The 12,609-nt window shown below is 58.0% G+C and carries 13 protein-coding genes and 1 tRNA gene; 5 read left to right on the top strand and 9 right to left on the bottom strand.

The genetic code is table 11. The features are described from left to right. Positions 1–3 precede the first annotated feature (3 nt). The gene (locus Q0677_RS08630; protein ID WP_298908473.1) at positions 4–2,847 is read left to right on the top strand and encodes an AAA family ATPase; all 2,844 of its coding nucleotides are present in this window, start codon (positions 4–6) and stop codon (positions 2,845–2,847) included. A gap of 351 nt (positions 2,848–3,198) precedes the next feature. On the opposite strand, the gene Q0677_RS08625 is transcribed toward Q0677_RS08630, so the two are convergent. The 7 genes from Q0677_RS08625 to Q0677_RS08595 all read right to left on the bottom strand — a co-directional run bounded on the left by Q0677_RS08625 (position 3,199) and on the right by Q0677_RS08595 (position 9,873). Beyond that, the gene (locus tag Q0677_RS08625) at positions 3,199–3,855 is read right to left on the bottom strand and encodes a Crp/Fnr family transcriptional regulator (RefSeq protein ID WP_298908470.1); all 657 of its coding nucleotides are present in this window, start codon (positions 3,853–3,855) and stop codon (positions 3,199–3,201) included. Between the two features lie 167 nt (positions 3,856–4,022). Then, on the bottom strand, positions 4,023–5,246 hold the full coding sequence (gene nqrF / locus Q0677_RS08620) for an NADH:ubiquinone reductase (Na(+)-transporting) subunit F (RefSeq protein WP_298908467.1): 1,224 nt from the start codon (positions 5,244–5,246) through the stop codon (positions 4,023–4,025). 13 nt (positions 5,247–5,259) lie between these two features. After that, positions 5,260–5,868, bottom strand: a complete 609-nt coding sequence (nqrE, locus tag Q0677_RS08615) for an NADH:ubiquinone reductase (Na(+)-transporting) subunit E (RefSeq protein ID WP_108856976.1) — start codon at positions 5,866–5,868, stop codon at positions 5,260–5,262. Beyond that, complete coding sequence (locus Q0677_RS08610; RefSeq protein WP_133489397.1) at positions 5,868–6,521, bottom strand: NADH:ubiquinone reductase (Na(+)-transporting) subunit D; 654 nt, start codon at positions 6,519–6,521, stop codon at positions 5,868–5,870. The genes nqrE and Q0677_RS08610 overlap by 1 nt, the downstream gene beginning before the upstream one ends. Beyond that, the gene (locus Q0677_RS08605; protein WP_298908463.1) at positions 6,521–7,333 is read right to left on the bottom strand and encodes a Na(+)-translocating NADH-quinone reductase subunit C; all 813 of its coding nucleotides are present in this window, start codon (positions 7,331–7,333) and stop codon (positions 6,521–6,523) included. The genes Q0677_RS08610 and Q0677_RS08605 overlap by 1 nt, the downstream gene beginning before the upstream one ends. After that, on the bottom strand, positions 7,326–8,525 hold the full coding sequence (locus tag Q0677_RS08600) for an NADH:ubiquinone reductase (Na(+)-transporting) subunit B (RefSeq protein WP_298908461.1): 1,200 nt from the start codon (positions 8,523–8,525) through the stop codon (positions 7,326–7,328). The genes Q0677_RS08605 and Q0677_RS08600 overlap by 8 nt, the downstream gene beginning before the upstream one ends. Before the next feature lie 4 nt (positions 8,526–8,529). After that, positions 8,530–9,873, bottom strand: a complete 1,344-nt coding sequence (locus Q0677_RS08595; RefSeq protein ID WP_298908459.1) for a Na(+)-translocating NADH-quinone reductase subunit A — start codon at positions 9,871–9,873, stop codon at positions 8,530–8,532. Between the two features lie 181 nt (positions 9,874–10,054). Between Q0677_RS08595 and Q0677_RS08590 the strand changes: the two genes are divergently transcribed. Then, positions 10,055–11,077, top strand: coding sequence for an FAD:protein FMN transferase (locus Q0677_RS08590; protein ID WP_298908457.1), 1,023 nt, complete (start codon positions 10,055–10,057; stop codon positions 11,075–11,077). A 15-nt stretch (positions 11,078–11,092) separates the two neighbouring features. Then, on the top strand, positions 11,093–11,332 hold the full coding sequence (gene nqrM / locus Q0677_RS08585; RefSeq protein WP_298908454.1) for a (Na+)-NQR maturation NqrM: 240 nt from the start codon (positions 11,093–11,095) through the stop codon (positions 11,330–11,332). Between the two features lie 37 nt (positions 11,333–11,369). Here nqrM and Q0677_RS08580 read toward each other — a convergent pair whose 3' ends face one another. Further along, entirely contained in the window at positions 11,370–11,555 is a 186-nt protein-coding gene (locus Q0677_RS08580; RefSeq protein ID WP_133489391.1) for a hypothetical protein, read from the bottom strand. A gap of 80 nt (positions 11,556–11,635) precedes the next feature. On the opposite strand from Q0677_RS08580, the gene Q0677_RS08575 reads away from it, so the two are divergent. Beyond that, on the top strand, positions 11,636–12,157 hold the full coding sequence (locus Q0677_RS08575; protein WP_133489389.1) for a CBS domain-containing protein: 522 nt from the start codon (positions 11,636–11,638) through the stop codon (positions 12,155–12,157). Positions 12,158–12,285: 128 nt separating this feature from the next. On the opposite strand, the gene Q0677_RS08570 is transcribed toward Q0677_RS08575, so the two are convergent. Beyond that, positions 12,286–12,360, bottom strand: a tRNA-Thr gene (locus Q0677_RS08570). A 90-nt stretch (positions 12,361–12,450) separates the two neighbouring features. Here Q0677_RS08570 and Q0677_RS08565 point away from each other — a divergent pair. Further along, the gene (locus Q0677_RS08565; RefSeq protein WP_298908445.1) at positions 12,451–12,609 is read left to right on the top strand and encodes a hypothetical protein; all 159 of its coding nucleotides are present in this window, start codon (positions 12,451–12,453) and stop codon (positions 12,607–12,609) included.

Genomic DNA, 12,609 nt, shown 5'->3' with positions numbered 1-12,609 from the left:
GCCATGAATTGTATGTCATGCGGTGAAGCACTGCATGAGGGCGCGCGGTTTTGCAGCCATTGCGGGACCGAGGTCGTCGCCTTGGACGACAATCCCGAACTGCGCATCCTAACCATTCAGTTCATTGACCTTGTCGGTTCGACCGCCTTTGCGAACTCGACCGAGCTTGAGACCTATGACGACACCATCGCCGCCTTTCACCAACTGGTGAATGACACGGTGGAAACCTATCGCGGTCGTGTCCTACAGCGCTATGGCGACGGGGTGCTGTCTTGCTTCGGGCTGGACCATGATGGCGAGGATTCGGCGCTGTCGGCCATTGCGGCAGGTCTGTCGATTGCAAAATCCATGCCTGAGAAAGTGAACGGTCAACAGGTCCGGGTCGGGATCGACACCGGCCAGATCATGTGTCGCGTCGGCCAGCAGGGCGCGCTGTTTCCGCAGCTGACCGGGCTGCACGTCAACCGCGCCGCGCGCCTGCAAGAACAGGCGCCTGTGGGCGGCGTTGTGATCTCTGGCCAGACGAAGTCTTTCCTATCGCGGCTCGCGCGGCTTGATGAAGCATCGCATGACACGCGCCTTCTGAAAGGCATCGACCAACCGGTCGAGCTGATCGAGGTCACCGGCTTCCAGTTCCAAGAGGATCACACCGAGGGCTCTAACCTGTTGGAGCGCGACAAGGAACTTGCGCTTCTACAAAACGACGCCAGCCGCGCCCATGCGATCATCGGCCCGGCGGGTATCGGGAAAACCGTGCTGCTGGACGCCTTCAGCCGCACCCAGAAGAACGCTGGTGTGGTCCGGGTTGACGCCCGTGCCAACCTACAGCAATCCGCGCTGTTCCCTGTGGTCGAAACCCTTCGGCGCGAGCTGGATCTGCATGCACAATCTTCGCTTGAGGACCTGGCGGCGCAGTTTAAGTCAATCGGGGTCACGCTCGAAGATCAAGACATCATGGTGGTGGCCGGGCTGCTTGGCCTGCAGGCCGCTCAGCCCATTCTTCTGACGCCCGAGCAATTGCAATCGCGCAGGATCACATTGGCGTCCCGCGCGCTGGCTGGACTGGCGCAAACCCGAACGGCGGCCCTCACCTTTGACGACTTTCACTGGTTCGATGAAGACACCATTGCAGTCCTTCAGGCGCTTTTACAGGCAGACGGCACCGCGCCACGCATCGTGCTTACCAGTCGCCCGTCCGAGAAGATCGATACATTGCTGGAAAACGCCCCACTCACGGCGGTCCATCTAGCTCCGCTTTCGGAGGAGGCCGCACATGAAGCCCTATCCGCCTATCCCGAGTTTGACGATACCAAGCGCGCCCGGATCATCGAAGCGGCCGAGGGCAATCCCTTGTTCCTGTCGGCACTGGCTACCCACGCACGTCAGGTCGGGAACGAGGACGGATCGCAACAGCTGCCCCAAACGATCGAAGCCACCTTTCAGGCCATTATTAACAGCTTCGGCGCTCTGCGAGACGTGATCCAATGCGCGTCAATCTTGGGGCGCGATTTTCACCCTGCACGCGTGGCGCATCTGTTGCCTGATCGCCCGTCCCTTGCCGATGAGCTGCGGATTTTGACCATCCGCGGCATCTTCAATCCGTATGGGGAAGAGAACCTCTTTTTCGATCACATCCTGCTGCGCGATGCAGCCTACGAAATGATCCCGGGAAAACGTCGGCGTTCTCTGCATAAGTCCTTTGCGGACGCCATGCAGACCCATGACCCGGACTATTGCAGCGCCTATCCGCATCTGATCGCGGACCACCGCATGGCCGCACGCGACCATGAAAACCTTCCGGCGGCATGCATCGCCGCGGGCATTCATATGCTGATGGCTGTGAACTTTGACCAGTCGATGGCCTATCTGGATCATGCACGCGCGAACATGGAAGACCAGGCCGCACCCGAGCAGGTCTCGCGCCCCGAATACCTGCCCATCCTGTCGCTTCTGGCCAGCGCCACGGTGCAACGCATGGGCTTCTCGCACCCTGTGGTGCTGGAACGTTATCAGCTGCTGGAAGATGCCATCACCTATGCCGAGGGCACCGACCGCCAGCGCATGACCGCACTCTACGGTCTGTTTGCCCATCGCATCATCAATGGACGCGTGCGCGAGAGCGGCGAGTATGTCGAGATGATGGAGAAGCTTGCACGCGACGGCGATGACGAGCTGAAAGTCATGTGGTTGGTGAACGAGACTGCCCATGCACTCTATTCAGGGCAGTTTGACCTGGCCGCAGAGCGAAGCGCCCAGTTGAAATCCATCTATCGCGTCGAAGATCACGGCCGCCTGTTCCTAGAGCTGGGCGCAGATCCGCTGGCCTCGGTTCTGTCGGCGGACGCCCATGTGGCAAGCCGCGAAGGCGATCTGGACGGGGCACAAGCCGCCATGACGCAAGCACAAGAACACCTGAAAGCGATCGGTGCCATCGCACAGATCCCATGGATCCATGTTTTTGGCGGGCAAGCTCTGTTGGCGGGTGGGTATCTGGATCTGGCTGCCAAGGAAGTTCAGGCCGGGATCGAAATTGCTGATGAACAACAAGCGCAATTCTGGTCGTTGATCGGGCGCGTTTGGATGACGATTATCCAGATTTACCAGGGCAATACGACCGAAACCCCGGCCATGCTGGAAATGCTAACCGAGCAAGCCAGCATGATTGGGGCCAACCTGAACGCCCCCTTCTATAAGGCGGCGTTGGCGAAGGCACATGTGGCGAACGGAGATGTCGAAACAGCGCAAAAACTGTTGGAACAGGCCGAGCATTTGTCTGAGTCTGCTGGTGAGCACGAGTGGGACAGCTCCATCCGCGATATCCGGACAGAGCTTTCGCAATCGGCTTAAGGTGTGTCGGCGCCTCTGGACCTGAGAACCCAGAGCTGACGCAGCGCCTCACCACTCACGGCAGCCAGTAATGGCACAACCAAACCCCGTCCGTCATCTGACGGGGGAAGACACTTAGGCACCCCGGAGGTCGGGACCAATTCTCACTCCAAAACGCCGTTTCCAGCGCCACCCAAAGCGAGCTCTATCTATCTAAGCGTGCTAAAATAACTTTCCCCAAAAGCTTTCAGCGTCTTCTACCTTTGGATAGCACGCGGCACATGTCGCACCTGTGACGCGCGTCACAGATTGGCGAAAATCGAAAGATTTTTATTCATTTTCAACTTATTGGTGCGATTTTGAAAGTAAGGCCTAGTGATCGTCGCCCTGAGCAATCTCTCTCAAGCGATCCTGATCTTCGATCACAACGAAACCCTTCTCAAACCGGGCAACATCGTCCTTTGCCCAAGCCTTAAGCTGCCGGTTTACATTCTCGCGCGTCAGGCCGGCATAGGCACCAAGCCAACTTTGACTGGCCTTCACGGCAAGATGACCGTCTTCACCATGTACAGCGTTCGGAAGCAGCCTTAGCAGACAGGCCGCAAGACGCGCCTGCCCGCTTTGCATGGTCTGCACCTCGAACATTTCCGAGGCATTGCGGGCTTTCTGGCAAAGCGCTTCAATGACCAAGATGGCGCTATCTGGATCCTCGCGGAACAGTTGCAACACGTCTTGGCGCTGCACCTCGACCGCTTCCATGGTTTCCAAGGCGACCACATCGGCACTGCGGGGGCCGCCATCCAGACAGGCGATATCGCCCAGCACATCGCCGGCTGTCGCCACGCCCAAAATGGATTTCTGCCCAACCGCTGTTGTAACGCTGATTTCGACCGTTCCCGATGAGACGATCAAAAGCGTCAAGCCCGGATCGCCAAAGCGAAACACCACTTCCTTCTTCTTGTAGATGCGGGTGTGTCCGCGTTGACGCAACCTTTCCAGTGCACCAGCGCCAATTGAGCTTAAAACCATGAAATCCCCGATTTAAGGTCTTGTCAGATTAGGGATCATCGCAACAAGGTCAACCAAATGCCAACAGAACCGCTCAACTTTTAAGTGACGGTTCCGTAAACGTAAAATGCCCCGAGCCAGTATTGCCCGGGGCATTTTGATGTGTCTGTTCGGGAACCCCGGGCAGCTTATCCGCCGAAGTCATCCAACATGATGTCTTCGCGATCTACGCCCAGTTCCAGCAGCATGTTGATCACGGACTGGTTCATGATGGGCGGACCACACATGTAGTATTCGCAGTCTTCAGGGTTCGGGTGATCCTTCAGATACTCGTCGTGCAGGACGTTGTGGATGAAGCCGGTGTAACCGCCCCAATCGTCCTCGGGCAGCGCATCCGACAGGGCCACGTGCCAGGTGAAGTTCGGGAATTCTTCGGCAAGGCTGTCGAAGTCCTCGACAAAGAACATCTCTTTCTTCGAGCGCGCACCGTACCAGAACGTGATCTTGCGATCCTTGTTCTTCAGGCGCTTCAGCTGGTCGAAGATGTGCGAACGCATGGGCGCCATACCTGCACCACCGCCGATGAACACCATTTCCTTCTCGGTCTCACGGGCGAAGAATTCACCGAACGGACCCGAGATGGTGACCTTGTCGCCCGGCTTCAGGTTGAAGATGTAAGAAGACATCTGGCCCGGAGGAATGCCCTGCGATCCCGGCGGCGGCGAGGCCACACGGACGTTCAGCATGATCAGGCCTTTTTCATCCGGATAGTTCGCCATCGAATACGCACGTTCGATCGGCTCGGACACGGTGCTTTCGTACTGCCACAGGTTAAACTTGTCCCAGTCCTCGTGATACTCTTCGCCAATGTCGAACTCTTTATAGTTCAGCTTGTGAGCAGGCGCTTCGATCTGGATGTAACCACCCGCGCGGAAGTTCACGTCTTCGCCTTCCGGCAGTTCAAGAACAAGGTTCTTGATGAAGGTCGCGACGTTGTCGTTGGAACGCACGGTGCATTCCCACTTTTTGACGCCGAACACCTCTTCCGGGACTTCGATTTCCATGTCCTGCTTTACGGCCACCTGACAGGACAGGCGGTCGCCACAGGCGGCCTCGCGTTTGGTGATGTGGCTTTCCTCGGTCGGCAGGATCGATCCGCCACCCGAGTGGATTTTCACACGGCACTGTGCGCAGGTCCCGCCACCACCACAGGCCGAGGGCACGAACAGCTGTTGTTCGGCCAGCGTTTGCAGAAGCTTACCACCAGCCGGAACTGCGATTGTCTTCTCGCCATTTATGGTGATGTTCACGTCACCTGTGGACACCAGTTTCGAACGGGCGGCCAGAATGATCGAGACCAGCGCCAGAACGATCAGGGTGAAAAGGATGATGCCAAGGCTAAAGGTTGCCATATCTTTTTGCCCCTTACAGTTTCACGCCAGAGAAGGACATGAAGGCCATCGCCATCAGTCCCGCGGTGATGAAGGTGATCCCCAGCCCTTGCAGGCCATCCGGGATATCCGAGTACTTCAACTTCTCACGCACGCCCGCCATCGCAGTGATGGCCAGCGCCCAACCGAAGCCCGACGAGATGCCGTAGGTCACCGATTCTGCGAAGTCATAGCTACGCTCCACCATGAACAGCGAGCCACCAAGAATGGCGCAGTTCACCGTGATCAGCGGCAGGAACACACCCAGCGCGTTGTAAAGCGGCGGGAAGTATTTATCCAAGACCATCTCGAGGATCTGAACCAGGGCGGCGATCACGCCGATATAGGAAATCAGACCAAGGAAGGTCAGGTCGACATCCGCAAAGCCTGCCCAGCTAAGCGCGCCGGGGGCCAGCAGATAGGTCAGGATCAGGTTGTTGGCCGGAACCGTGATCGACTGCACTACCATAACCGAGATGCCCAGACCGATGGCGGTCGAGATCTTCTTGGACACAGCGATGAAGGTACACATGCCAAGGAAGAAGGACAGGGCCAGGTTTTCAACGAAGATCGCCTTCACGGCGAGGGAAAGTAGCGCTTCCATCAGTGGGCCTCGACCGTTTGAATTTTGTATTCACGCTCTTCGACCTGACCGGGTTTCCATGTGCGGAAGGCCCAAATGATCAGACCGATGATGAAGAACGCCGACGGGGGCAGAAGCAGCATGCCGTTGGGGACATACCAGCCACCATTGTTCACGGTCTCCAGAATGGTCACACCAAACAGGCTGCCCGAGCCGAAAAGCTCGCGGATCACGCCGACCAGCATCAGAATCAGGCCATAGCCCAACCCGTTGCCGACGCCATCGATAAAGCTGTCGATGGGGCCGTTCTTCATGGCAAACGCCTCGGCGCGGCCCATCACGATACAGTTGGTGATGATCAGACCGACGAAGACCGACAGGGTTTTCGAGATCTCGTAAGCGAAGGCTTTCAGCACCTGATCCACCAGAATAACCAGCGACGCGATGATCACCATCTGGACGATAATGCGGATCGATCCGGGGATCTGGCTGCGGATCATCGAAATGAACAGCGACGCGAAGGCCGTCACCAAGGTCACCGCGATGGCCATGACGAAGGCCACCTGAAGCGACGAGGTCACCGCCAGCGCCGAACAAATCCCCAGCACCTGCAAGGTGATCGGGTTGTTGTCGACCAATGGGTCGATCAGCATCTCTCTGCGTTTATGGGCCATTAGATATCCCCCGCTTTCAGATTTGCCAGGAAGGGAGCATAGCCGCTTTCACCCATCCAGAAGTTCAGAAGGTTGTGCACACCCACCGTGGTCAGGGTCGCCCCTGCCAGCGCGTCGATGTGATAATCTGCACCCGCTGCCGGAACCGACTTGGTCACGCTGATCTGCAGATCACCGTTTTCATCGGCCAGTTTCTTGCCGTTCCAAAGCGACTTCCAACGTGGGTTGTCGACCTCGGCGCCCAGACCCGGGGTCTCGGCATGCTCATAGAATTGCAGGGCGAAGATGTCGTTGCCGTTCTCTTCCAGCGCAATGAAGCCATAGAGTGTCGACCACAGGCCATAGCCGTGGATCGGCAGGATCACTTTGTCGATCGCGCCCGCGTCGTCGCGCAGCAGATAAACGGTGACGAACTTGCCCTGACGCACGATGCCCGCCGGATCTTCGTCCAGCGCGACCGAGGTTGCGGGATCTTCTGCAGCGGCGCGGTCGTCAAAGCTGGCCACGTCAAACGCGTCGGTGAAGGCGCCGGTTTCCAGTTCAAGAACGCGGGCCTCAAAAGCTTGGAAGCTCTCGACCACATCTTTGCTGGGATCATAGATGCCTGCGACTTGCAGAATGTTGATCTGCTTGTCTTTCAGCGCGTTGACCTCTTGCAGCGGGCGCAGCGCCACGGCGGCGGCCGACACGATCATCGAGGCGACAAGGCAGAGCGTGACAGCCACGAAGACTGTTTTGCCAACCGAGTCAGCCGGTGCATCAAGGAAACGGCGGATGGCGCCTTTGTTGGTGTTCAGATCGTTATCAGACATGGCGTTTTGCCCTGCGTTTGATGTTGGCCTGAACGACGAAATAGTCGATCAGCGGAGCGAAGACGTTGCCGAACAGGATCGCCAGCATCATGCCTTCCGGGAAAGCCGGGTTGATGACGCGGATCATCACGACCATGAAGCCGATCAGCGCGCCATAGATATAGCGGCCCATGTTGGTGTGCGCGCCGGAAACGGGCTCGGTCACCATAAAGACCAGACCGAAAGCGTAACCACCCAGCACAAGGTGCCAGTACCACGGCATGGCGAACATCGGGTTGGTGTCGGAACCGATGGCGTTCAGAAGCAGCGAGAAACCAATCATCCCGGCCAAACAGCCCACGACCATGCGGTAGTTTGCGATCTTTGTGACCAGAAGGAAGATCAGGCCAAGGATAGCGGCCAGGGTCGACGTCTCGCCCATCGAGCCGGGGATGAAGCCATAGAAGCTGTCCCACCAGGTGATGCCACGTGCAGCCAGAGCTTGAACGCCGTCCGAAGCAGATACGGCTAGAGCGGTTGCGCCAGTGAAGCCGTCCACCGGCACCCAGACGCTGTCGCCCGACAGCTGGGCCGGATAGGCGAAGTACAGGAACGCACGGCCCGTCAGAGCCGGGTTCAGGAAGTTTTTGCCGGTACCACCGAAGACCTCTTTGCCGATCACAACACCGAAGATGATGCCCAGCGCGACCTGCCAGAGTGGCGTAGTTGCGGGCACGATCAGTGCGTAAAGCATTGAGGAAACAAGGAAACCTTCGTTCACCTCGTGCTTGCGCACGGTGGCGAAGATGACCTCGAAAATACCACCTGCAACCAGCGTCACGATGTAGATCGGCAGGAAGTACAGCAGCCCGTGTGCCATATTGGCAAAGACGCTGGCGGGGTTAAACCCAATGCCCAGAGCCGAAATGATCGCCGCGCGCCAGCCCGAGGGGCCGAACTCGGCAATTGCCATATTGGTCTGATAGCCCGTGTTATACAGCGCCATCAGGATACAGGGGATCGTCGCGATGACCACATAGGTCATGATCCGCTTCATATCCACGTAAGAGCGCGCATGAGGTGCTGCGGTCGTTACGGTTTTCGGCGTATAAAGGAAGCTTTCCACCATCTCGTAGATGGGGAAGTACTTTTCCCATTTACCGCCTTTTTCAAAGTTCGGTTCGATCCGATCGAAAAAATTACGCAAGCCCAAAGGTCTACCCCTCTTTCTCGATCTTCGTCAGGCTGTCGCGCAGCGCCATCCCGTATTCGTATTTCGCAGGACAGGCAAAGCCGACAAGGCCCAGATCCTCTTCGTCCAGTTCAAGCGCACCCAGCGCCTGTGCCTGATCCGTGTCCATCACCAGAAGCGCGCGCAGAAGCTGGGTGGGCAGGAAGTCCTGCGGCATCAGCTCTTCAAACGTGCCGGTAGGCACCATCGCGCGGCGACCGCCGTTCAGGTTCGAGGTCAGCGGGAACTCGCGCTTGGCAAAGGCCGAACCCAGAACCGGCTGAACCGCGTATTTGGCGAACATCGGGCGGATCCAACCCATCGGGATCTGCTTCTTGTCCTCTTCAATCAGGGTGATCTGGCGGGCATAGCGGCCAAGATAGCCGTTTGCGCCCTCGCCTGCCCGACCGCTAAGGACCGAACCCGAGATCATGCGCACCGGCAGATCGGAGGGAATGTCGCCAGCCGACAGATCAGCCATCGAGGCGCCCGCAATGGTGCGGATCAGGCGCGGGTTGGCGCAGGCAGGACCCGCCAGCGAGATGATGCAGGACGCATCATAAGTGCCAGTGGTCAGCAAACGGCCAATGACGATCACGTCCTGATAGCCGATGGTCCAAACCGTCTTGTCCGCGCGGGGCGGCTCAAGGAAATGCATATGCGTGCCGGCCAGACCGGCAGGGTGCGGGCCTTCGAAGGCCGCAACGTCCACACCGGCGATGTCTTGACCCGGCAGGGTCACGCCATCGGCCTGACACAGATAGGTCTTGCCGTCGCATAGCGAAGCCACAGCTTCCAAACCCTTGGCAAATGCCTCGGCATCTTCTGCGATGATCACGGCAGGATCAGCGGCCAGCGGCTCGGTATCCATAGCGTTTACATAGATCGCAGCCGGGCGGGTGCCCGGATCGGGGACTTTCGAATAAGGACGTGTGCGGAACGCGGTCCACAGACCGGCGGCGCACAGGCGCTGGGTCAGACCTTCAGGCGTTGCCACATCACCGACCGACGAGAAGTCAACGGCAGGCGCTGCGCCGTCCTTCACGTCAATCTCGATGCTGATCAGCTTACGACGTGCGCCGCGGTTGATGGCTTTGACTGTACCCGCCACCGGCGACACGACTTGCACGTCCGGCATGTCCTTGCTGAGAAGAATCGGGGTGCCTGCCCCAACCACATCACCTTCAGCGACCAGAATACGTGGTTTCCAGCCGATGTAATCATCACCAAGAATGGCAACCGATTGCGGTAACGGCCCTTGTTCGACGCCCGCCTTGGGCGCACCAGAGATCGGAATATTCAATCCTTTGCGTAGCCTAAACCGCTGCACAGTGTTCACCTCTTCAGATTGACTTGCAGCTATATGCAATATGTACGGCGCGGTCGAAAGGGTCTTTTTACAAAGTTTAGGTCATTTTCTTGTTGAAAAGACCATTATTGTCTAAGACAAGCCTCACTGAACATTCAAATACGACCAGTTCGCGACTGAAAGAGGTTCTCCTGTGCCCGACATGATCAAATTCTCACGCCGTTCCATCCTGTTCATGCCGCTGGCCTTGGCCGCGTGCAAAGGGTCTGCCGCTCGTGTCTTTAACCTGTCGGGCCTGACCATGGGCACCACATATAATGTGGTCGCGATCGATTCTTCGAAAAGCGTGAACGAAGCTGACGTAAAGGCCGCCATCAACGGCGCGCTGGCGGAAGTGAACCAGCAGATGTCGAACTGGGACGCCAATTCCGAGATCTCGCGCTTCAACGCCGCAACCAACACCGCACCGGTTCAGGTCTCGCCCGAACTGGCACATGTGATGAAGGCTGCCGACACCGTATATACCGCCAGCGAAGGCCGCTTCGACACCACGATGGGCCCGCTGATCGAACTGTGGGGCTTTGGTGCTCCGGGCAAGCGCCCGATGCCGCAGCAGGCCGAGATCGACAACGCGCTGGCCGCTGTGGGTCACCACAATACCATCAGCGTTGGCGCCGACGCACTGCAGAAGAAACAAGCCGACGCACAGGTGTATCTGGCAGCAATCGGCAAGGGCTATGGTGCCGACCGTGTGGGTCAGGCGCTGGAAAGCTTCGGCATCACCGATTACCTGGTTGAGATCGGCGGCGACCTGTACGCCTCGGGCCGCAACCCCGATGGTCTGCCCTGGCAGATCGGGATCGAGACGCCCGCGTCGCTGAACAACGGCATCTTTGATGTGGTTGGCATCTCGGGTCTGGGTCTGGCCTCGTCCGGGGACTATCGCAACTATTTCGAGAAAGACGGTCAGCGCTATTCGCACGTGATTGATCCGGCCACCGGCCAGCCGATCACGCACCGCACGGCCTCGTCCACTGTTTTGGCAGAAAACTCAATGATGGCAGACGCTTGGGCAACCGCGATGCTGATCCTGGGCCGCGAGCGTGGTCTGGAAATCGCCGCAGCGCACGACGTTGCTGTCCTGTTTGTCGAGCGCGACACTGAGGCGTCGAGCCTGCAGTTCAAATCGTCCGCAAGCGACGCCTTCACGCGCCTGACCGCGTAACAATCGGAGAGCTTCATGGCCACCTTCCTTCTGACCTTCGGCGCGCTTCTTGTCATCATGCTGGGCATGGCCCTTGGCGTAATCATGGCAGGCAAGACGATCAAAGGCAGTTGCGGTGGCCTGAACGCCATCAGCGATGCGGATCAATGCGTTGTGTGCAGCAAAGAAATTGATCCCAACAGCCCCCTTCGCGATCGCCTGACACAGTGCCCGCGCAAAAAGAAGATGTTGGAGCAGATGCAGGCTGAAAGCTAAGCCGCACGCTGGAATATCGACTTAGGGGCCCCTACCCCTAGCCTGCCCCAGCCAAGGGGACAAATCCCAAAACAAGCAGCCCAGCGGCTGTCAGAACGCCGTAGATCCACAGCAAATAGCGTGGACCTTCGGTCTTCCAAACCCGTCGATATTGATAGCCACAAAAGCAGGCCAACACGAAGATCACCGTCGCGACCGGGGATGAAAGTGCAAGCTGCGACATTTTTTATCTCCTGAAATCGATTGGCTGGGTTATGCTTCCTCTATGTGCATACCGCAACTGCTCAGGGAGGACAGCAAAACATGCCCACATCGTATCAGGCCCCCATGCGTCAGGATCAAAAAGGATCGAAAAGCCAAAGCCAGGATCCATCCAGCAATCTCAAGGCGAAAACCGCCGTGGTTGGGGACATCCTGAGCAACAAGGGCGGCGATGTGATCGCCATTCGTCCGCAAGAGACCTTGGGCCGTGCCGTCGAAATCCTGCGCGACAAACGAATCGGCGCCTTGGTCGTGACCGACAGCACCGGCGCGCTGTGTGGCATCCTGTCGGAACGCGATATTGTGCGGAAACTGGCCGACACGCCGGGCCAGACCCTGCCCCAACTGGTCGAAGACGTGATGACCAAAGAGGTGCAGACCTGTGGCACAGACGACCCCTTGGTCTCGGTCCTGAAACGCATGAGCGACGGGAAGTTCCGCCACATGCCTGTGATGGACGACACCGGACCGATTGGCATGGTCACCATCGGCGACGTCATCACCCATCGTTTGAACGAAGTTGAGCACGAGGCCCTGCAACTGAAGCAGCTGATCGTGGGCTAACGGGCGCGACACAGGTCGAATCACAGTCACGCGCGGCAATGGTCCGCGCGTTTCTATTTGGGCGCACAGAACACCAGAAATGCGTGCGCATCGCTGTGTCTGAACCATCCATTTCGGGAAGTGTACGATGGTGCTGTGAGGGAGGATTGAACTCCCGACCTCACCCTTACCAAGGGTGCGCTCTACCACTGAGCTACCACAGCGTCCTATCGTGAGCGGCTGACTAAACGTATTCGCTGACGGGTGCAAGGGTATTCTGGACCCTTTTTTCATTCCGCGTTACAGAAGAGCCCATGGAGCGGAAAAACACACCTCAAAAGCCCACAAAAAAAGGGGCGGATCGCGAAGCGCGGCTGAAGGCGGCGTTGAAAGCGAATATGGGTCGGCGCAAGGCGCAGGCCAAGGCACGGGCTGCATCCGACGATGATGCGGCAAAAAATGAACAAGATTAA

This window comes from uncultured Aliiroseovarius sp. (assembly GCF_947492455.1).
Classification (GTDB): domain Bacteria; phylum Pseudomonadota; class Alphaproteobacteria; order Rhodobacterales; family Rhodobacteraceae; genus Aliiroseovarius.
Note: the sequence above shows the minus strand (reverse complement) of the source record. Positions and strands in the feature narration are given on the sequence as shown.